Annotated in this window: 16 protein-coding genes and 2 pseudogenes; 9 read left to right on the top strand and 9 right to left on the bottom strand. The window is 62.3% G+C overall.

The features are described from left to right. Positions 1 to 23 precede the first annotated feature (23 nt). The 3 genes from AB7783_RS26185 to AB7783_RS26175 are packed head-to-tail and all read right to left on the bottom strand — an operon-like array spanning position 24 to position 4,022. Positions 24 to 2,120 carry an acetate--CoA ligase family protein gene (locus AB7783_RS26185; protein WP_441279187.1) on the bottom strand — a complete coding sequence of 699 codons (2,097 nt, stop codon included), beginning with the start codon at positions 2,118 to 2,120 and terminating at the stop codon, positions 24 to 26. Positions 2,121 to 2,124: 4 nt separating this feature from the next. Further along, positions 2,125 to 2,916, bottom strand: coding sequence for an enoyl-CoA hydratase/isomerase family protein (locus tag AB7783_RS26180; RefSeq protein ID WP_441279186.1), 792 nt, complete (start codon positions 2,914 to 2,916; stop codon positions 2,125 to 2,127). Between the two features lie 53 nt (positions 2,917 to 2,969). Continuing rightward, the gene (locus tag AB7783_RS26175) at positions 2,970 to 4,022 is read right to left on the bottom strand and encodes a tripartite tricarboxylate transporter substrate binding protein (protein WP_441279185.1); all 1,053 of its coding nucleotides are present in this window, start codon (positions 4,020 to 4,022) and stop codon (positions 2,970 to 2,972) included. Here AB7783_RS26175 and AB7783_RS26170 point away from each other — a divergent pair. Beyond that, complete coding sequence (locus tag AB7783_RS26170) at positions 4,009 to 4,989, top strand: IclR family transcriptional regulator (RefSeq protein WP_441279184.1); 981 nt, start codon at positions 4,009 to 4,011, stop codon at positions 4,987 to 4,989. The genes AB7783_RS26175 and AB7783_RS26170 overlap by 14 nt on opposite strands. 109 nt (positions 4,990 to 5,098) lie before the next feature. Here AB7783_RS26170 and AB7783_RS26165 read toward each other — a convergent pair whose 3' ends face one another. The 3 genes from AB7783_RS26165 to hrpB form a co-directional block, all read right to left on the bottom strand. Then, positions 5,099 to 6,598 (bottom strand): phosphomannomutase/phosphoglucomutase, encoded by a 1,500-nt coding sequence (locus AB7783_RS26165; RefSeq protein WP_089262839.1) that lies wholly within the window; start codon positions 6,596 to 6,598, stop codon positions 5,099 to 5,101. 144 nt (positions 6,599 to 6,742) lie between these two features. Beyond that, complete coding sequence (locus AB7783_RS26160; protein WP_089262841.1) at positions 6,743 to 7,261, bottom strand: TIGR02281 family clan AA aspartic protease; 519 nt, start codon at positions 7,259 to 7,261, stop codon at positions 6,743 to 6,745. Positions 7,262 to 7,402: 141 nt separating this feature from the next. Further along, on the bottom strand, positions 7,403 to 10,003 hold the full coding sequence (hrpB, locus tag AB7783_RS26155; protein WP_441279183.1) for an ATP-dependent helicase HrpB: 2,601 nt from the start codon (positions 10,001 to 10,003) through the stop codon (positions 7,403 to 7,405). Between the two features lie 292 nt (positions 10,004 to 10,295). Between hrpB and AB7783_RS26150 the strand changes: the two genes are divergently transcribed. After that, complete coding sequence (locus AB7783_RS26150) at positions 10,296 to 11,360, top strand: acyltransferase family protein (protein ID WP_441279182.1); 1,065 nt, start codon at positions 10,296 to 10,298, stop codon at positions 11,358 to 11,360. Positions 11,361 to 11,363: 3 nt separating this feature from the next. Here the strand turns inward: AB7783_RS26150 and AB7783_RS26145 are convergent, their stop codons facing one another. Beyond that, positions 11,364 to 11,969: a hypothetical protein gene (locus AB7783_RS26145; protein WP_439065779.1), complete on the bottom strand. Its 606-nt coding sequence runs from the start codon at positions 11,967 to 11,969 to the stop codon at positions 11,364 to 11,366. Positions 11,970 to 12,108: 139 nt separating this feature from the next. Here AB7783_RS26145 and AB7783_RS26140 point away from each other — a divergent pair. The 4 genes and pseudogenes from AB7783_RS26140 to AB7783_RS26125 form a co-directional block, all read left to right on the top strand. Further along, positions 12,109 to 13,198, top strand: a pseudogene (locus AB7783_RS26140) (5'-3' exonuclease); the annotation flags it as partial. Positions 13,199 to 13,354: 156 nt separating this feature from the next. Further along, positions 13,355 to 15,208 carry a DNA polymerase I gene (gene polA, locus AB7783_RS26135; protein ID WP_441279765.1) on the top strand — a complete coding sequence of 618 codons (1,854 nt, stop codon included), beginning with the start codon at positions 13,355 to 13,357 and terminating at the stop codon, positions 15,206 to 15,208. A gap of 97 nt (positions 15,209 to 15,305) precedes the next feature. Continuing rightward, positions 15,306 to 15,592, top strand: a pseudogene (locus AB7783_RS26130) (GIY-YIG nuclease family protein). 172 nt (positions 15,593 to 15,764) lie between these two features. Continuing rightward, complete coding sequence (locus AB7783_RS26125; protein WP_175368563.1) at positions 15,765 to 16,400, top strand: LysE family translocator; 636 nt, start codon at positions 15,765 to 15,767, stop codon at positions 16,398 to 16,400. Here AB7783_RS26125 and AB7783_RS26120 read toward each other — a convergent pair. Continuing rightward, positions 16,397 to 17,023: a glutathione S-transferase family protein gene (locus AB7783_RS26120; protein WP_441279181.1), complete on the bottom strand. Its 627-nt coding sequence runs from the start codon at positions 17,021 to 17,023 to the stop codon at positions 16,397 to 16,399. The two genes, AB7783_RS26125 and AB7783_RS26120, sit on opposite strands and share 4 nt — an antisense overlap. Positions 17,024 to 17,198: 175 nt before the next feature. Here AB7783_RS26120 and pyrE point away from each other — a divergent pair, with 175 nt between their 5' ends. The 3 genes from pyrE (at position 17,199) to AB7783_RS26105 (ending at position 20,163) form a co-directional block, all read left to right on the top strand. After that, complete coding sequence (gene pyrE / locus AB7783_RS26115; RefSeq protein WP_089263651.1) at positions 17,199 to 17,762, top strand: orotate phosphoribosyltransferase; 564 nt, start codon at positions 17,199 to 17,201, stop codon at positions 17,760 to 17,762. 114 nt (positions 17,763 to 17,876) lie between these two features. Further along, positions 17,877 to 19,241, top strand: coding sequence for a sodium:proton antiporter (locus AB7783_RS26110; protein ID WP_441279180.1), 1,365 nt, complete (start codon positions 17,877 to 17,879; stop codon positions 19,239 to 19,241). A gap of 157 nt (positions 19,242 to 19,398) precedes the next feature. Further along, positions 19,399 to 20,163 carry a DUF2865 domain-containing protein gene (locus tag AB7783_RS26105; protein WP_184520164.1) on the top strand — a complete coding sequence of 255 codons (765 nt, stop codon included), beginning with the start codon at positions 19,399 to 19,401 and terminating at the stop codon, positions 20,161 to 20,163. 1 nt (position 20,164) lies between these two features. Here AB7783_RS26105 and AB7783_RS26100 read toward each other — a convergent pair whose 3' ends face one another. After that, positions 20,165 to 20,596 carry a hypothetical protein gene (locus tag AB7783_RS26100; RefSeq protein WP_441279179.1) on the bottom strand — a complete coding sequence of 144 codons (432 nt, stop codon included), beginning with the start codon at positions 20,594 to 20,596 and terminating at the stop codon, positions 20,165 to 20,167. Positions 20,597 to 20,779 lie beyond the last annotated feature (183 nt).

Below are 20,779 nucleotides of genomic sequence, written 5' to 3'. Positions count from 1 at the left end.
GCTCTGCGGAATGCTGCCGGCAATCAAGTGTCAGCGGGGCCGAGAACGATCACCCCGTCCGCCGCGCGCACGCCCTGGCCAGCGGGAAGCACGAAGACCGGGTTGATCTCGGCTTCGATAAGACGCTCGCCGAGCTGCGCGACCATCTCCGAAAACGCGACGATCGCGGATGCGAGGGCATCGACATCGCATTTCGGCCGACCACGGAAGCCGTCCAGCAGCGGCCATGTGACGAGGTCGCGGGCCATGGCCAGCGCCTCGCTGCGGGTAAGGCCGCCCTCCGGCGGGAGCAGGCGCATCGAGGTGTCCTTGAAGAGTTCGGCGGTGACGCCGCCCATGCCGAGCAGGACCGCCGCCCCCAGGGAATCCCGATGCATGCCCAGGATGAACTCGACTCCGCCGGTAACCATTTCCTGGACGAGAAAGCGTCGCGGACGCTCGGACGTGTTGCGCTCGACCTCGTCGGCCATGGCCAACAGGCGAGCACCGATCGTTTCAAACGTCAAATTTACCGCAACGCCACCGACGTCGCTCTTATGCGTGATGGTGCTGGAGAGGATCTTGAGGACGACGCGGCTGCCGAGTTCTCGCGCCGCGGCTTCCGCTTCCGAAGGCGTGGTGACGATCTTCTCCGCCGCGGTCGGCACACCGAAACGCGCGAACAGCGTCTTCGCCTGTGCTTCGTCGAGCGCGCCCGCAGGAAAGTCGCTGATGTCGATCGTGCGTCCGATGCTCCCGGATGGCTGCAGCTGCACGGCGTGTGCAGCCTGCAGCAGTCCATCCAGCGCACCGGCGCAGCTCTCTGCGGATGTATAGGCCGGAACACCACGCTGGGTCAGGACCGACACGACATTCGGCGCGTAGGGGCTCACATAGGCGATGACCGGCTTGTCGCTCATCGGCAGGCAGTCCCGGATTGCGTCGGCCATCAAGGCTGGCGTGCCCACTGCGGACGATCCGGCGATGATGACCAAGGCATCGTAGGTGGTGCTGGCCAGCAGGATGCGAATGGCGCCCCGGAGCAGGTCCGGCTGCAGACCAGCCAATGTCACGTCGATCGGATTGCGATCCAGTACGGCATGAGACCCTGACTGCAATGCGCGCAACTGCTCGGCGGTCTTTTCGTCGGGCACGGGCGTTTCGAAGCCTGCCATCCCCAGACAGTCGGAGACGATTGTGCCGGCACCGCCGGTCGACGTCAGAATTGCCACGCGCTTGCCGCGAAGCGACCGTCCAGCCGAAAGAGCCGCAGGAATATCGAGCAGATCCTCGAAGGTTTTCGCACGAACAATGCCAAGCTGCCTGAAGAAGGCATCATACATGCGATCCGAGCCCGCCAGCGCTCCCGTATGCGATATGGCGGCCTTTGCGCCCGCCTCCGATCGACCGATCTTGAAGACGACAACCGGTTTCCCGGCGCGTCGCGCTTTCAGCGCCGCCTCGCGAAAGCGTGCGGGATTGCGGATCGCCTCGATGTAAAGCGCAATGACTTTGGTGGCATCGTCATCCGCGAGATAGTCGATGAAGTCGGCGAGCTCGAGATCCGCCTCGTTGCTGGTTGAGACCAGCTTCGACAGTCCGATGCCGCGCGCCGCCGCGCGCGACAGCAGGGATCCGAGAATGCCGCCGCTCTGTGAAACCAGGCCGATCGATCCCGCGGTGAAGTGGTCCATCGCCAGCGCGCCCGACGCGGACAGCACGATATTGTCGGTGAGGTTTACCAGGCCGATCGTATTCGGCCCGAGAATGCGCATCGATCCGGCAGCTTCCAGAAGCTGCTGCTGCCGTTCGGCCCCGTCTGCGCCGGTTTCCGTAAAACCGCTGGCCAGAACGATCGCCGCAGCCGTTCCACGCTTGGACAACTCGCGCACCGCGCCGTGGGCGCGCTCCGCGCCGAGCAGGACAATGGCGACGTCCGGCACGGCCGGCAGCGACGCGATGTCCGGGTAGCAGGTAAGGTCGCCGATCTTGTCCACCTTCGGATTAACCGGATAGATCTCGCCGACAAAGCCGTGCTTGAGGAGAAACGAGGCCGGTCGCCCGGACGTCTTGCTGGGGTCCGCCGAGGCACCAATGATGGCGACGCTGCGCGGTTGGATCAGCCGCTGGATGGCATTCATCGGTCTACTCCTTCGACGACGACTGGGCGAGAAACGCCAGCACAGCTTCCCGATGCTCGGTGCTGGTGTAGCAGATGCCCTGCGCCTGACTGCCGAGCGCGAAAATCTCGTGCGCAGAATGTTCGAACGTTTCGTTGAGGATCTTCTTGCCCAGCGCGAGTGCGGTCGGAGAGTACTGCGCGAGGTCGACCGCCCAATTCTGCGCAGCCGTCAGCAGCTCGGCGGACCCCACCTTGCGATCCATGATCCCGAGCGCAAGCGACTCATCGGCCTCGACGACGCGGCCGGTAAAAATCAGCTCTTTCGCTTTCGACAGCCCGACGCGTCGGGGCAGAAAATACATCCCGCCGCCGTCCGGGATCAGGCCGCGTTTGATATAGGACCAGGTGAATTTGGTGTGCTCGGTTCCCATCACGAAATCGCAGGCCAGCGCAACATCCGCGCCAAGGCCGGCAGCGGCGCCGTTGACGGCGGCAATGGTCGGCTTCGGCAGGTTGAGCAGCAACGATTGCGCGCGATGCACGCCCTGCTGCCGGCTCCAGCCGTTGAACGCAACCTCTCCCTGTGGCGCTTCAAGCCGGCGCTTCATACCGCTGATGTCGCCGCCGGCACAGAATGACTTTCCGCGGCCAGTCAGGACGAGGGCCTTGATCGCATTGTCACGGGTGACCGTTTCGAGCGCGCTGACGAACTCGCTGCGCATATCGTCGCTCATTGCATTGCGCCGATCCGGGCGGTTGAGGGCGATCGTTGCAACGCCGGCGTCAACGGAAAATTCGATCAACTGAAAGGACATGGAAAGGCCTGTGCTTGAAGTTTGAGATGAGCGGATGCGCGTGGAGAGCCGACCTATTCCGCCTTGATGTTGGTGTCCTTGATCAGCTTGCTCCAACGTTCTTCTTCGCGCTGGACATAGCGATCGAGTTCGGCCGGAGAACTCGCCTCCATGATGAGACCTTCGTTGGTCTCGAGGCGCTTGAACGCTCCCGAGCTCACCGCTTGTTTAACGGCCTTGTTCAAGCGATCGATGATCGGAGCGGGAGTCTTCGCTGGTGCATAGAGGCCATACCAGGATTCAGCCGCGTATCCAGGGACGCCTGCCTCTGCCACGGTCGGCAAATCTGGATAGGCGGGCGAACGCTCCGACGACGTCACGGCCAATGCGCGAAGCTGGCCAGACTCGACCAGCGAAGCCGCACTCGCCACGGTCGTAAAGATGACCTGGATCTGGCCGCCGAGAAGATCACTGATCGCGGGCGCAGCTCCCTTGTAGGAGACGGTGGTCAACTTCACGTTCGCCATCGTATTGAAGAGCTCGCCGGCGAGATGGGCGGACGTTCCGACACCGAATGTCCCATAGTTCATCTTGTCGGGGTTCTTTTTCGCCTCGGCGATCAGGTCGGCAATCGACTTGATGCTCGACGATGGATTGACGACGACGACGTTGAACGATCGCGCGATCAGCGAGACCGCGGCAAAGTCTTTGTGCGAATCGAACGGCAGCTTCGCATTGAGGCTCGGATTAACCGCGTGCGCGAACGTCGCCATCAGCAGCGTGTAGCCGTCAGGATCGCTCGTCGCCACAGCCTGGGTGCCAAGGATCGTACCCGCTCCGGGCCTGTTCTCGATGATCACCGACTTCTTCAGATCCGGAGAGATAGCCTGCGCCAGCGTCCGTGACACGATATCCGTTCCCCCGCCGGCCGCAAACGGAACAACGATCTTGACGAGTTTTTCGGGGTATTCGGCATGGGCCGGTCCGGCAGACACGGCAACCAATGCGACGTATCCGATCAGGCAGGCGACCACGCCAGCGGAGCCAAGCGCGACGCGAAATGCGGCCGCAGGTATTTTTGATGTGCGACCGATCAGGGCGCTTGAGGCTTCCATGCTGGCAGTCATGCCAATCTCCCTTCGATTTTTTTGCGCGAGGCATCTGAACGTGCCGTCGTCATCAAATGCAGCGCGATGCCACCTCGACGGTGCGCTGTTTAGCACTTGCACGAACGCGGTCATCGCCGCATTTCCATCTGGTGGAATTGGCGAACATACCCTATTTGATGTCGAGATCGCGATTGGAGGCGTCATGGCAAAGAGATTTGTTCCGCAAAAAGCTCCTATAAATCGCTCATTGGACAGGGGCATCGCGATCCTCAGAGCGTTTCGGCCCGGCGCGGAGCTCCTCGGCAACGGTGAACTATCGGAGCGAACGGGTCTGTCACCTGCAACGGTCAGCAGACTCACGCAAACGCTCACGCATGCGGGATATCTGGAATACGATTCCATGCAGCGCGCGTACCGGCTGGGTGCGGGCGTCCTCAGCCTCGGACATGCCATGCGGACGGGATCGTCCGTTCTGCGGGTTGCGACACCTCTGATGTCGGGGCTGGCACGACGCCTGCGTATCAATGTCGGGCTGGCGGTGCAGGATTCAGACGAGATGGTGTATCTCGAATCGCTTCGCTCTAATGTCCGTGCTTCTCAACGCGTCATCGTGTCCGGACATCGGGTGCCCATCGAGCTCACGGCGCTGGGCCGCGCATTTCTGGCCGCTGCAAAGGACCCCGAGCGAGCCGCGCTCATCGCCCGGCTGAAATCGAAAGGACGCAAACGCTGGCCACTCATCGAGCGGGGAATTGCCGAAGCCGCAGCCAGCATCAAACAAAAGAACTACTGCATCGCCACGTGGCAGCCCGAAGTCACAGCGCTCGCAACGCCCATCGTCATAGAAGGGCGACCGGTCTATGTGCTCAATGTCAGCGTCACCTCGGACGAATCCGCTGCCATCTGGGAAGAGCGGCTACACCAGCCCCTTCTGGATCTGGCAGCACAGATTCGGGCAGCCATCATCGATCTGGAGCTGCCCTAAACACGATCCTGTCGCGAAGTCTCGTTCTCTCTCATCGAAGCCGAGACTCCATCTTTTTGTCGGGATGCGTTCCTCGCGAGAACCGGCATCCGCGTCGTTCGAATGCGCCCTATATCGTCTGGTTATACGCGCCAACTTCCGGATGCGTCCGCAGTACCACATTCATGGCTTCGAACATGTCGTGCATCCGCGCTTCGGAGACCGGGCTTTCGACCACGACCACCAGCTCCGGTTTGTTCGATGACGCCCGCACCAGACCCCAGCTGCCGTCCTCGCAGGTGACGCGCACGCCGTTGACCGTCACGAGATCGCGGATCGATTGTCCCGCGACCTTGTCGCCCTTCTTCTGCGCATCCTCGAAATGCTTCACCACCGCAGCGACGACGCCGTATTTGGTCTCGTCGGCACAATGCGGCGACATGGTCGGCGACGACCAGGTCTTCGGCAGCGCGTCCTTGAGATCGGCCATGGTCTTGCCCGGCGCGCGGTCCATCATTTCGCAGATCGCAATCGCCGAGACGAGGCCGTCGTCATAGCCGCGCCCCACCGGCGCATTGAAGAAGAAGTGACCGGACTTCTCGAAGCCAGCGAGCGCCTTCAGCTCATTGGTGCGGCGCTTCATGTAGGAGTGGCCGGTCTTCCAATAGGTCGTCTTGGCATTCTGCTTCTGCAGCACCGGATCCGTCACGAACAGTCCGGTCGATTTCACGTCGACCACGAAGGTCGCATCCTTGTGAACCGCCGACATATCGCGCGCGAGCATCACGCCGACCTTGTCGGCGAAGATTTCCTCGCCGGTGTTGTCGACGACGCCGCAGCGATCGCCGTCACCGTCGAAACCAAGACCGACATCGGCCTTGTGTTCGAGCACCGCATCGCGGATCGCGTGCAGCATCTCCATGTCTTCCGGATTCGGATTGTATTTCGGGAAGGTGTGATCGAGCTCGGTATCCAGCGGGATCACCTCGCAGCCGATCGCTTCCATCACCTGGGGCGCGAAGGCGCCCGCGGTGCCGTTGCCGCAGGCCACGACGACCTTCAGCTTGCGCTTCAGCTTCGGACGATTGGTGAGATCGGCGATATAGCGCGCCGGATAGTTTTCGTGGAATTGATAGGAGCCGCCAGCCTTGTTCTTGAACTCGGCATTGAGCACGATTTCCTTCAGCCGGGTCATCTCGTCCGGACCGAAGGTCAGCGGCTTGCTGGCGCCCATCTTCACACCGGTCCAGCCATTGTCGTTATGCGAGGCCGTCACCATGGCGACACAGGGCACATCGAGATCGAACTGCGCGAAATAGGCCATCGGCGTTACCGCGAGGCCGATATCATGGACCTTGCAGCCGGCGGCCATCAGGCCCGTCATCAGCGCATATTTGATCGAGGCGGAGTAGCCGCGGAAATCGTGTCCGGTGACGATTTCCTGCTTCTGGCCGAGTTCTGCAATCAGCGCACCGAGCCCCATGCCCAGCGCCTGAATGCCCATCAGGTTGATTTCCTTGCCGAACAGCCAGCGCGCGTCATATTCGCGAAAACCCGTGGCCTTTACCATCGGCTCGGATTCGTAAGCGTAGGTATTCGGCACGAGCAAGGGCTTCGGCTTCGGAAACATCGCAGGACCTCGCATCAATTGGGATCAGTCTTGAATGCGCAGGCTTAGCCTTTGCGCACGCCCGTGGGAAGACGCATGGGCATTCAAGGATGCGAGTTTGTTTAGAATTGGGCTGCGGCGTAAATGCCGTGGGGATATGAGGTGCTACTGTTCGAGTACCATCCGGCCATTTGCATATTCGAAGCGTTTCAACTTCGAGAGAAACGACAGGCCGAGCAGATTCTCGGACAGTGCCTCATCGGGCAGCACCATCGCATCGACATCACGCACGGTCAGCTCACCGACCTGCACGACAGCGATTCGCGTGCGCGCAGCCTTCAGCGTTCCGTTCGCCGTTGTCACCGTGGCGTTATAATCGGCACGCGACGGACGCAAACCAAATCGTGCCGCCGACTTTTCATTCAATGCGATGACGGACGCGCCAGTATCGACCATGAAGCCGATGCGCTGGCCCTCGATGCTCCCCTCAGTCTGGAAGTGACCGCGGGCATCGCGCGCAATCGACAGGCTACGGACACCGGCCTTTGCATTGCCCTGTGTCGTGGGTGCAGGGGATGACGCCTTCGCCATGGCCGGCGTCGTCGCCGTCATCTTGTCGGCCATCTGCGCCATCACGGTGCCCAGACCGATCAGGATCGCCGCGAAGAACATGATACTACGCATACGCAACCTCACTGAACGCCATCAGGGGAACCGCGAGTTCATCACACGGGCTCACCACCGTCCGTTCAGGACGGTCTTACAGACTGCTATTTTCGCGAAAAGGATGAGCGAAGCGTTAATGAGCGGCACTTTGCCTGATGATCACGTCCCGCGCGGCTTCACGCGGCGCGTGGGCAGCGCATTGGCGGGATCTTCCGGCCAGGGATGTCGCGGATAGCGGCCGCGCAGGTCCGAGCGCACGTCGAGGTAGCTGCCGCGCCAGAAGCCCGGTAGATCGCGCGTCACCTGCACCGGCCGCTGCGCCGGCGACAGCAATTCCAGCACCAGCGGCACCTTGCCCTTGGCGACCGACGGATGGGTGTTGAGCCCGAACAATTCCTGCAGACGGACGGCAATGGTCGGCCCCTGCTCGGCTTCATAATCGATCGCCAGCACGGTCCCCGTCGGCGCCTCGAAATGCGTCGGCGCTTCCTTGTCGAGCCGCGCACGCAGATCCCAGGGCAGCAGACCCATCACGGCATCGGACAGATCGCCCGCCAAAAAGTCCTTCAGCGAGATCTTGTCGAACAGCGCCGGCATCAGCCAGCTCTCGCGCGCCGTCGCGAGCGCATCATCGGACAGATCGGGCCACGCGTCGCCTTCCGACGCACGCAGGAACATCACGCGCCCCCGCCACTGCTGCAGCGCCTTCGACCATGGCAAGCGATCGATGCCCGCGGCGACCAGACCGTCGGCGAAGACACGCGCGGTGTCTTCAGACGGTTTCAGCGTGAACGGCGCTTCCGACAACGTGATCGCATGCAGCACACGCTTGCGGCGGCCGCGCAGCGACATCGATGCCCGATCGAAACTGACATCGTCGGTATTCTCGATCTGATCGGCTAAACGCGTCTCGATATCGGCCTGCGCGATCGGCGCTGCCAGCAGGATACGGCCATTGGCGGCGGTGCCGGTGAGTTCGGCCACCGCAATATAGGGCGCCCGCGCAAGCGCCGCGCTTTGTTCGATCGACGCGCCCCGGCCATTAGCCAGCACGAAACTGCCATTGCCACGATTCTTGGCCACGCGATCCGGGAATGCAAAGCCGAGCATGGTGCCGGTGGTCAGCGTATCCGAGGTTGGGCTGCGGCGGTAGAGCCCCCTTCCCCCTTGCGGGGAAGGGTCGGGGATGGGGGTGCCCCACGCTCCGACCTCACTTGTGGACCCCCCTCCTCGACCCTCCCCCGCAAGGGGGGAGGGAGCAGAAGCGCCGCGCTCGTTGCCTTCGACCTGCGACGCCCAGCGCTCCGCCAGTTGCCGCGCGCTGCCGGCGCGTTGCGAACGATCACGGCGGAACAGATCGAGACGGTGATCGAGATCCACACTGTCGCCGCCAAGCCCACGCTCGGTGAGGATGGCAGCGATCTCGGCAGCCTCATCGCCATGACCGAAGCGCGCCGAATCCACGATCATCCGCGCCAGCCGCGGCGGCAGGGCCAGCGCGCGCAGCGCGTGGCCTTCCTCGGTGATACGGCCATCGCCATCCAGCGCGCCGAGTTCGCCGAGCAGGCCGCGCGCTTCCTTCAGCGCTGGCGCGGGCGGCGGATCAAGGAAGGTCAGTTGTGCGGGATCGCTGACGCCCCATTGCGCGAGATCGAGCACCAGCGTTGACAGATCCGCGCTGAGAATTTCGGGCTGTGTGTAGGCCGGCAATGAGGCGGTCTGCGGCTCGTCCCATAGCCGGTAGCAGATGCCGGGCTCGGTCCGGCCGGCGCGGCCGCGGCGCTGATCGACGGCGGCGCGCGAGGCCCGCACGGTCTCCAGCCGCGTCAGTCCGATGTCCGGCTCATAGCGCGGCACGCGCGCGACGCCGGAATCCACCACGATCCGCACGCCTTCGATGGTCAGCGAGGTCTCGGCAATCGAGGTCGCCAGCACCACCTTGCGCTGTCCCTTGGGCGCGGGCTGGATGGCACGGTCCTGGACGCCGGCATCGAGTGCACCGAATAAAGGGACGATCTCGATGGATGCATCCTGTACGCGCTCGGCGAGAAAATTCTGCGTGCGGCGGATCTCTGCAGCGCCCGGCAGGAACGCCAGCACCGAGCCGGGATCGGCACGCAAGGCGGTCGCGATGGCGTCGGCCATCTGCCGCTCGAGCTGGATATCGGGCTTGCGGCCGAGATAGCGTGTCTCCACCGGATAAGCGCGCCCCTCGCTGGCGATGACCGGTGCATCGCCAAGCAGTTTCGCGATGCGCGCGCCGTCGATGGTCGCCGACATCACCAGGATACGCAGATCCTCGCGCAATCCGGTCTGCGCATCGCGCGCCAGAGCGAGTCCCATATCGGCATCCAGCGAGCGTTCGTGAAATTCGTCGAACAGCACCGCGCCGATATTCCTCAACTCGGGATCGTCGAGGATCTGCCGCGAGAAGATGCCTTCGGTGACTACTTCGATCCTGGTGTTGCGCGAGATCTTCGAGCCGAAGCGGACGCGATAGCCGACCGTCTCGCCGACGCGCTCGCCCAGCGTCTTCGCCATCCGTTCGGCGCTGGCGCGGGCTGCGATCCGCCGCGGCTCCAGCATGATGATCTTTTTGCCCTTCAGCCATGGTGCATCAAGCAGCGCCAGCGGCACGCGCGTGGTCTTGCCGGCGCCCGGCGGCGCCACCAGCACCGCGGCGTTGCCGGCGTCCAGCGCGCCTGACAGCTCATCGAGCACAGCATCGATGGGCAGGGATGTATCGAAGGTTCGGGTCAAGTCGTCATCTTCGCGATGTTCTCGGGGGCATACCAATCTCAGGTGTCATACGCGGGCTTGACCCACGTATCCATCTTGCTTCGCGAGAAGATGGATCGCCGGGTCAGGCCCGGCGATAACGGTGGAGAGGACGTTGCGCCCCATTCCCCCACTCCTTAACGCCCGTTAACCACCCCGCCAAACTCGCCCTGCCGCGACCATTTGCGGGGCATATTTGGGGTTTAGAGAAAGGCAATTGAAACCGATCTCGTCTCATGATCCCGCCAAAAGAAGCGCCGAACAGGGGATACCGATGACCACCAGTGGCACCTTCGCCGTCGCCCATCGCGCGGCGCTGTCAGGGACAGAGCGAATCGACTGGGTCGATTACGCCAAGGGCATCTGCATCATCATGGTGGTGATGATGCATTCGGTGCTGGGCGTCGAACTGGCCGCCGGCCAGACCGGCTACATGCATCTGCTGGTGGCCTTCGCCAAGCCGTTCCGGATGCCGGACTTCTTCCTGATCTCCGGGCTATTTCTGGCTGTCGTCATCGACCGCGACTGGCGGACCTATCTCGACCGCAAGGTCGTCCACTTCCTGTATTTCTACGTACTCTGGGTGACCATCCAGTTCGGCTTCAAGGCGCCCGGCTTTGCTGCCGAACACGGCTGGGCCTATGTCGCCAATCTCTATCTGATCTCCTATATCGAGCCGTTCGGCACGCTGTGGTTCATCTATATGCTGCCGGTGTTCTTCATCGTCACCAAGCTGGCGCGGCGCGTGCCGCCGCTGCTGATCTGGGGCATCGCCGCCGCGCTGGAGATGGCGCATATCAGCACCGGCTGGACGATGATCGACGAGTTCTGCTCGCGCTTCGTCTATTTCTATTCGGGCTACCTGTTCGCGACGCAGGTCTTCGCGCTGTCCGATCGCGCGCGGGCCAAACCAGTGATGGCGCTGGTCGGCCTTGCGGCCTGGGCGCTGGTCAATGCCGCTCTCGTCTATGACGGCTGCAGCGAATGGCCAGTGATCTCGCTGATGCTCGGCTTCGCCGGCGCGGTCGCGATCATCGTGATGGGCACGCTGCTGGCGAAGATGCAGTGGCTCGGCTTCATCCGCTTCTTCGGCGAGCATTCCATCGTGATCTATCTCGCCTTCTTCCTGCCGATGGCGACATCCCGCGCGCTGTTGCTGAAATTCAGCCCGTTCGACATCGGCACGATCTCGCTGCTGGTGACACTCTGCGGCGTCATCGGCGCGCTGGTGATCTGGAGGCTCGCGCTGATGGTCCGTGCGAACTTCCTGTTCGAGCGCCCGGCAGCGTTCTGGATTGCGCCGAAGAAGAAAAGCGCGACGCTGCAGGCGGCGGAGTAGAACTTACACCGCCGTCGGCGACCTTCCGTCATCGAGCTTCACGCCGTCCTTCATGCCCTCAATTTTGGCGCGGAAACCTTCCGCATCGCCGAAATCCGCAAATCCGACATAATGCGGATGCGGGCCGAGCACGCGGCGCGCATGCTTGATCGGACACCAATAGACCTCGGTGCGCGCGGCAACCTCGCGCACGAAGGCGGCCACGCCGTTACAGTATGAGCAATAGGCGCAGTTCACCTTCTCGATGATGTTGAGATAGGCGAGATGATGCCGGTCGAACACCAGATAGTCGCGCCGCCGCACCTTGGGGATGCCATAAATCGGAAAGCAGACCGCCTGATAGGCCATGACCCAGAGATCGATCAGTACGAAGGGGATGATCAGCGAATAGATCACCGGAGCGGACAACACGATCAGCGGATTGGCGCTGAAGAGGTATTTCGACGCGCCCACCTTGATGGCGCGCTGCAGCTTCTCGATATCCTGCTCGAAGACAATCTTGCGCCGCTCGAAACGGAAGCGCAGCTCTTCCCGCCGGCGGGTCAGCTCGGCCTCGATCTCGGCCTCCACGCCCTTCAACTTGTCCATCAGTTCGGCGAGCTCGGGCATGAATGGTCCTTCGATTGGCAATGACCGGCGCAAGGGCACATGGAACAGGGCGCGGCGCAAGCCGGGCGGCATCACAAAAACCGGCGGGATGACTGGCTGACAGACTGTCATTTCCGGCGAAAATCCTTAAGTTGCGGCCATGCCGAAAACCTCAGAAACAGCCGCCGCCAAGCCCGCCACCGTCAAGGCCCTCGCGAAGGGTGACCATGTCTTTCTGGTCGACGGCTCGTCCTATATTTTCCGCGCCTATCACGCGCTGCCGCCGCTGAACCGCAAATCCGACGGGCTGCAGGTCAATGCGGTGCTGGGCTTCTGCAACATGCTGTGGAAGCTGATCCGCGACATGCCGCCGGACAACCGGCCAACGCATCTGGCGATCATCTTCGACAAGTCGGAAGTGACCTTCCGCAACAAGCTCTACCCCGAGTATAAGGCGCACCGGCCACCGGCGCCGGACGACCTGATCCCGCAATTCGCGCTGATCCGCGACGCCGTGCGCGCCTTCGACCTGCCGAGCATCGAACAAGGTGGTTTCGAGGCCGACGACCTGATCGCGACCTATGTCCGCGAAGCCGGTGAACGCGGCGCGACCGCTACCATCGTATCGTCCGACAAGGATCTGATGCAGCTCGTGACCGAGCAAGTCACCATGTACGACACCATGAAGGATCGTCGCCTCGGCATTGCCGAAGTGATCGAGAAATTCGGCGTGCCGCCGAACAAGGTCGTCGAAGTGCAGGCGCTGGCCGGCGACAGCGTCGACAACGTGCCCGGCGTCCCCGGCATCGGCATCAAGACCGCTGCGCAACTGATCACCGAGTATGGCGATCTCGAAACGCTGCTGAACCGCGCCGGCGAGATCAAGCAGCCGAAGCGCCGTGAGTCGCTGATCGAGCACGCCGAGAAGGCGCGCATCTCGCGGCAGCTCGTGCTGCTCGACGACAAGGTGGCGCTCGACGTGCCGCTCGATGACCTCGCGGTGCATGAGCCCGACGCACGCAAGCTGATCGCGTTTCTCAAGGCGATGGAATTCTCGACACTGACCCGGCGCGTTGCCGAATATGCCGAGATCGATCCGGCGGATGTGGATGCCGACAGCGCAACGAAGAGCAGCGCGGCCTCTGCCCCCTCCCCCCGTGGGGGGGGGGGGGGGGGGGGGGGGGGGGCCCACCCGGGGGGGGGGGGGGGGGGGGGCCCCCTCCACAAGCGAGGGCGATCTGTTTGGCTCACCCCCCACCCCAACCCTCCCCCGCAAGGGGGGAGGGAGTCCCTCGCGTCCGTCGAGCAGCAGCGCTCATATCGAAGCACCTGTTCACGCCAACCGTTCTGCCCTCACCCCGATCTCGCTGGCCAAGGCCCGCGCCGAAGCCGCGCGCAAGATGCCGGTGAAGCGCGAGGCCTATCAGCCTGTACGCTCCCTGAAAGAGCTCGAGCTATGGATCGCGCGCATCCTCGATACCGGTCACGTCGCATTCGAATGCAAGGCGTCGTCGATCGATCCGATGCAGGCCGACATGGTCGGCATCGCGCTGTCGCTTGGTCCGAATGATGCCTGCTATGTGCCGCTGGCCCATCGCCAGTCCGGCGACGGCGCAGGCCTGTTCGCCGCCGATCTCGAGCCCGACCAGATCAAGGCTGCCGATGCGCTTGAAGCGCTGAAACCGGTACTGGAATCCGCGGGCCTGCTGAAGATCGGCTTCAACATCAAGTTCACCGCGGTGCTGCTCGCACAGCACGGCATCACGCTGCGCAACCATGACGACGTGCAACTGATGTCCTATGCGCTCGATGCCGGGCGCAATGCCCATGGCCTCGATGCGCTCGCCGAGATCTGGCTCGGCCATGCCATGCTGACCTTTGGCGAACTGATCGGCTCCGGTAAGGGCAAGCTGACGTTCGAGCAGGTCAAGATCGACCGCGCCACGGCCTATGCCGCCGAAGACGCCGACGTGCTGCTGCGGCTGTGGAATGTGCTGAAGCCGCGGCTGGCGGCCGAGCACATGACCACCGTCTATGAGACACTGGAACGACCGCTGATCTCGGTGCTGGCCCGCATGGAACGTCGCGGCATTTCCATCGACCGTCAGGTGCTATCAAAACTCTCGGCCGACTTCGCGCAGACCGCTGCGCGCATCGAAGTCGAAATCCGCGAGATTGCCGGCGAAGAGGTCAATATCGGCAGTCCCAAGCAGCTCGGCGATATCCTGTTCGGCAAGATGGGCCTGCCGGGCGGTAGCAAGACCAAGACCGGCGCATGGTCGACGTCGGCGCAGGTGCTCGATGACCTCGCCGAACAAGGCCACGAATTCCCGCGCAAGATACTCGACTGGCGTCAGGTATCGAAACTACGTTCGACCTATACCGACGCGCTGCCGAATTACGTGCATCCGCAGACCCATCGCGTTCACACCACCTACGCACTGGCGGCGACCACCACGGGCCGCCTATCGTCCAACGAACCGAATTTGCAGAACATTCCGGTGCGTACCGAGGATGGCCGCAAGATTCGCCGTGCCTTCATCGCCGCTGATGGACACAAGCTGGTGTCGGCCGACTACTCGCAGATCGAATTGCGACTGCTGGCAGAGATCGCCGATATCCCTGTGCTGAAACAGGCCTTCCAGGACGGCCTCGACATTCACGCCATGACGGCTTCGGAAATGTTCGGCGTGCCGGTCAAGGACATGCCGGCGGAAATCCGCCGCCGCGCCAAGGCGATCAATTTCGGCATTATCTACGGCATTTCGGCGTTCGGCCTCGCCAACCAGCTCAGCATCCCCCGCGAGGAAGCCGGAGCCTATATCAAGAAATACTTCGAGCGCTTCCCGGGCATCCGCGCCTATATGGACCAGACGCGCGATTTCTGCCGGGAGCACGGCTATGTGCAGACCCTGTTCGGGCGTAAATGTCATTACCCGGACATCAAGGCCTCGAACGCCTCGATCCGCGCCTTCAACGAACGCGCCGCGATCAATGCCCGCCTGCAGGGCACCGCTGCCGATATCATCCGCCGCGCCATGACGCGGATGGAAGACGCGCTGGCGGAGAAGAAGCTCTCAGCGAAGATGCTGCTGCAGGTGCATGACGAACTGATCTTCGAGGTCCCCGACGACGAAGTCGCGGCGACGCTGCCGGTCGTGCAGCACACGATGCAGGACGCGCCGTTCCCGGCGGTGCTGCTGTCGGTGCCGCTGCAAGTGGATGCGCGCGCGGCGGATAACTGGGAAGAGGCACATTAACGCCGGATGTGAGATGCACCGGCTCGTGTAGTTCACGACCGGCTACCACATAAAAATTGTCATTGCCGGGCTTGACCCGGCAATCCATCATCTTCGCATGAGTTATTGGGTCTACATTCTGGCAAGCAAGCCGGGTGGAACGCTCTATGTGGGCGTGACCAATGATCTCATTCGCCGCATCTACGAACACCGTGAAAAACTGGTGCCAGGCTTTACGAAAAGTACGACGTCACGCGCCTTGTCTACTTCGAGCAGCACGATTCGATCACCATCGCTATCCAGCGCGAGAAGAACATCAAGCACTGGTCGCGTGAGTGGAAAATCGATCTGATCCGGTCGATGAATCCGGATTGGCGCGACTTGTGGCATGATATAGTCCGCTGACGCGGACGATGGATGGCCGGGTCAAGCCCGGCCATGACACCTGTGGGCACATCCGCTTACCAGCCCAGTGAGAGTCACAAACGATTTCGACTATCTGCGATGCCGAATCTGAAATGGTTCGACGCCATCGCATAGGCTACACAACGACCATCCCCAGCCTGTGATCGGTCCCATGCCCCATCTCACATCCCTGCTCGGTTTTGCCCTCGTCTCGCTCGGCATGGTGCTGACGCCGGGACCGAACATGATCTATCTGATCTCGCGTTCGATCACGCAGGGGCCTGCGGCCGGCATGGTGTCGCTTGGCGGCGTCGCACTGGGTTTCATCTTCTACATGCTGTGCGCGGCCTTCGGCATCACCGCGCTGCTGTTCGCAGTCCCTTACGCCTATGACGCGCTGAGGCTCGCCGGCGCGGCCTATCTGCTGTGGCTGGCCTGGCAGGCGCTGAAGCCAAATGGGCGCTCACCGTTTCAAGTCAAGAAGCTGGCGATCGACAGCCCACGCAAGCTGTTTGTCATGGGCTTCGTCACCAATCTGCTCAATCCGAAAATCGCGATGCTGTATCTGGCTCTGCTGCCACAGTTCATCGATCCCACGGCCGGCAGCGTGCTGACACAGTCGCTGGTGCTCGGATCGACGCAGACGATTATCAGCGTTGGCGTCAATGGACTGATCGCGCTCGGCGCCGGGTCGATCGCCCTGTTTCTCGGCGAGCGACCGACCTGGCTCAAGCTGCAGCGCTGGTTGATGGGCACGGTGCTCGCCGGCCTCGCCGTGCGGATGGCGCTGGAGACAAAGCGGGCTTAATCCAGCTTCGCGTCCATGCCGCGCTTCACACCCGGACGCGCCATCAGCGTGTCGTACCAGCGGCCGACATTCGGGAAATCGGCGAACGACACCTTGTGGCGCTCATGCCGCCAGGCCCAGCCGAGGACAGCGAAATCGGCCACCGACAGCGCGCCGGCGACGAATTCGTGGTCGGCCAGGCGACGATCCAGCACGCCATAGAGCCGGCGCGTCTCATCGGAATAGCGCTTCAACCCGTAGGCCCGCTGGGTCTCATCTTCCAGCGCGATGAAATGATGCACCTGGCCGGGCATCGGACCGAAGCCCCCCATCTGCCACATCAGCCATTCCAGCACCGGAATCCGCTCGCCGAGAGATTTCGGCAGGAATTTGCCGGTCTTTTCGCCGAGATAGAGCAAGATGGCGCCGGATTCGAACACGCTGACCGGCTTGCCATCCGGCCCGTCGGGATCGACGATGGCCGGGATCTTGTTGTTCGGGCTGATTTTCAGGAATTCGGGCTTCATCTGCTCGCCCTTGCCGATATGCACCGGGAAGACCTTGTAAGGCAGGCCCATTTCCTCCAGTGCGACGGAGATCTTGCGGCCATTCGGCGTATTCCAGGTGTGCAGCTCGATAGTCATGCGATTCCTCTTCCGGTCTTGCCCGATCTTGTTGCCCGGTCTGTAGCATCGTCTCGATGGGCGGTAAAACGGCCCGAGAGTGTTGACGAGGCCCGTGCCAGTCTGGAATGTGCCGGAAAGCGCCGATAGATTGCGCCCGGTTCAGCACAGAGACCGTTTCAGCAGAGACATGCCATTGACCAAATCAGCCGCCCGCGCCCGCCTGTTCGAGATCATCCGCGACCGTTCGTTCGGTTATGGCGAGATCACTTTGGCTTCGGGCCGCAAGAGCAATTTCTATTTCAACCTGAAACCCACGATGTGCCACCCGGAAGGCGCGGCCCTGCTGGCCGAGCTGACCTACGACGCGCTGCGCGACGACAATCTCGATTATGTCGGCGGCCTCGAAATGGGCGCCGTGCCGCTGGCCGGCGCGCTGGCGCAGCTCTCCTGGCTGAAGAACCATCCGATCGCGGCCTTCTTCGTCCGCAAGAAGCCGAAGGAACACGGCGCGCGCCTCGCTGTGGAAGGCCTCGCCAAGGGCGAGACGCTGGAGGGTAAGCGCATCGTCATCGTCGAGGACGTCACCACCACTGGTGGCTCTGCCGTGAAGGCGCTCGACGCCGTACGCGAGGCCGGCGGCGAAGTCGTGCTGGTGTTCACCATGGTGGACCGCGACGAAGGCGCAGCCGAGACCTTTGCCAAGGCCGGCGTGGCGTTTCGCTCGCTTTACAAGGCCGGCGAATTTCTGAAGGGTTGATCCTTCATCGGCTCCGTTCGCGCACAATGCGCGCAGGACGCAGTGAAAGGTCACCTTTTGCTTCGCTTCATCGCCCTCGCCGCTTTGCCCCTCATTGTCACGCTTGCGCCCGATATGGCACATGCAGCCGAGGGCGGCCTCGATGGCACCAGGCTGTCGCTGCTGTGGGCATTACCGTTCGCCGGCATCCTGCTGTGCATCGCCACGGGGCCGGTGCTCTATCATCACGTGTGGGAGCACCATTACGGCAAGTTCGCCGCGTTCTGGGCCGCGTTGGTGATCGTGCCACTGTTCTTCGTGACTGATGCAACGACCGTGGTGCACACGCTCTCCCACACCGTGCTGCTCGAATATCTACCGTTCATTCTGCTGCTGCTGGCACTGTTCACCGTGGCCGGCGGCATCTATGTCGAGGGCAACCTGCATGACAGCGTGTTCACCAATACGGCGCTGCTGGGCTTCGGCACGCTGATCGCCAGCGTCGTCGGCACCACCGGCGCGTCGATGATCCTGATCCGGCCGCTGATCCGCGCCAATGACGATCGTCGCACTAACGTCCACGTGGTGGTGTTCTTCATCTTCCTCGTCTCGAATATAGGCGGCTCGCTCTCACCACTCGGCGACCCACCGCTGTTTCTCGGCTTCCTCCGCGGCGTCGATTTCTTCTGGACCACGGTGCACATTTTTCCGGAAACGCTGTTCGCGGCCGGCATCGTGCTGGCGATCTTCATGGTGCTCGATGTCTATTTGCATCATCGCGAAGGCAACTTTCCCAGGAAGAAAGACCCGACGCCGGATTCGCCGTTGCATTTGCACGGCAAGATCAACCTGCTGCTGCTGGTCGTGATCATCGGCGCGATCCTGATGAGTGCCAGTTGGAAGCCCGGCATCACTTTCACCCTGCTCGGCACGCCACTCGCATTGCAGGATTTGCTGCGCGACGTGATCTTCGTGCTGGTGACATTTGCGTCGCTGTGGCTGACAAAGACCGAGTACCGCAAGGCCAATGATTTCAAATGGGGCCCGATCCAGGAAGTCGCGCTGTTGTTCGCCGGCATTTTCATTTGCATCGTACCGGTCATGGCCATGCTGCAGGCTGGCGCCAATGGCCCGTTTGCGTCGCTGGTTGCTCTCGTCAGCCATACCGACGGTACGCCGAACAATGCCGCCTATTTCTGGCTCACCGGCATCCTGTCGTCGTTCCTCGACAATGCGCCAACCTATCTGGTGTTCTTCGAACTCACCGGCGGTGACGCCAAGACGCTGATGACGACGGGCGCGGCGACGCTGGCGGCGATTTCAGCAGGCGCAGTGTTCATGGGCGCCAACACCTATATCGGCAACGCCCCGAATTTCATGGTCTATGCCATCGCCCGCGACGCGGGCATAAAAATGCCAAGCTTCTTCGGTTACATCCTGTGGTCGGGTGCGGTGCTGATCCCGGTCTTCCTGGTGATGACATGGGTGTTTTTCATCTAGCGCGCCGCGCTGGTTACCATTCATTTACCATGACGCCCTAACATGACACCGCACCGGAGCGTTTTCGCTCGGGCACTGACATGCGGTCGCGGAGCTGGCGTTGCGTCACAATCGAACATCCTCGCATGTCGTGCGTCCCCTGGTGCTGCTGACGGCGATGAGCCTCGTCGCGCTGACCCCGCAGATGGCATCTGCGCAAAATTTCTTCGACTTCCTGTTCGGCGGCAACCAGCCGCAGAAACAGCAACAGCGTCGTGGCGCGCCACCGGCCGAGAGCAATTTCTTCTCGGATCCGTTCGGCCTCAACACGCCAGCCGAAGCGCCGCCGCCCCAGCGCAGCGCATCTATCGGCGGCTCCGGCCCGGCCTTCTGCGTGCGCACCTGCGACGGCAAGTATTTTCCGCTCGGTCGCGGCATGAGCGCGGCTCAGATGTGCCAGGCATTCTGCCCCGCAGCGACCACCAAGGTCCTGTTCGGCAGCAGCATCGAAAGCGCCTCGTCGAGCACCGGTGAGCGTTACAACGATCTGGAAAATGCCTTCGCCTATCGCAAGGCGTTGAAAGCCGACTGCACCTGCAACGGCCGCGATCCCTCCGGCCTCGCGCCGGTCGATCTCACGCTGGACACTTCTTTGCGTCCCGGCGATGTCATCGCCACCACCAACGGCCTCGTCGCTTTCTCGGGCGTCCGTACCGGCAACACCCAGACCGCGGAATTCACGCCGGTGGCGAATTATCCCGGCCTGACCTCGGATGTCCGTGCCCGGCTCGGCGAGATGAAGGTGGCACCGGTCTCTGCAGAAATGATCACCGACGAAGCGCCCATGTCCGAAGCCGCGCGTGATGCAGCGCCGGCTGCTGCCACGACCGTCGTGCCGAAGAGCGCGCCAACTGCCCGCGCCAAGCGCGCCGAGCTTCAATAGATCATCGCCCGACGATGACGCCGATCACGTTCGGCGCCGAGAGATACTTCTCCTCGATCTCGGCACGCGCCGCCGCGCGATTCTCCGGCGTCAGCAATCCGCGCTTCTCGGCGAGGATCATCCAGCAATAGCCACACCAGTCGGTCAGCATGCCGTGGTCATCGACAAGGTCGTAGCCCTGCTCGGCCGCAAATATCCGCGCATGCGCCTCGTCGAGCTGGTCGAGCCAGGCGTGATCTTCCAGCGAGAACAGGTCATCGCTGATGTCGTCCGTCGTATAGCCCCAGACCGAGAGGCAAACAGTGTTGAACTCGCGATCGATCTGATCGTCATCGATCGGATGCCGGCGCGCCATCAAATGCAGCCGCGACAGCGACCGCGCAAAGTCGGCTATGCGGGTGAGAGCAAACTGATCGAAGGCAATGGTGGACATCTAGTCCTCGCGAGCTTGAACAGACCATAGATATTGTAGGCGAAGGCAACGAATCACCTCGGAATATCAATAGCTTACTAATTTGTTCTTAATTTGTTCCAGTTTTTATAAATCCGGTTCTCGCGTGCCTGCCCAAATCCCGGGCAGTTCCATGGCAAAAGCTCGCCACCCCCCCGGGTTCCG

The organism is Tardiphaga sp. 172_B4_N1_3, from assembly GCF_052076035.1.
GTDB classification, from domain to species: Bacteria; Pseudomonadota; Alphaproteobacteria; order Rhizobiales; family Xanthobacteraceae; genus Tardiphaga; species Tardiphaga robiniae.
This window is presented reverse-complemented; position numbering and strand designations above follow the sequence as displayed.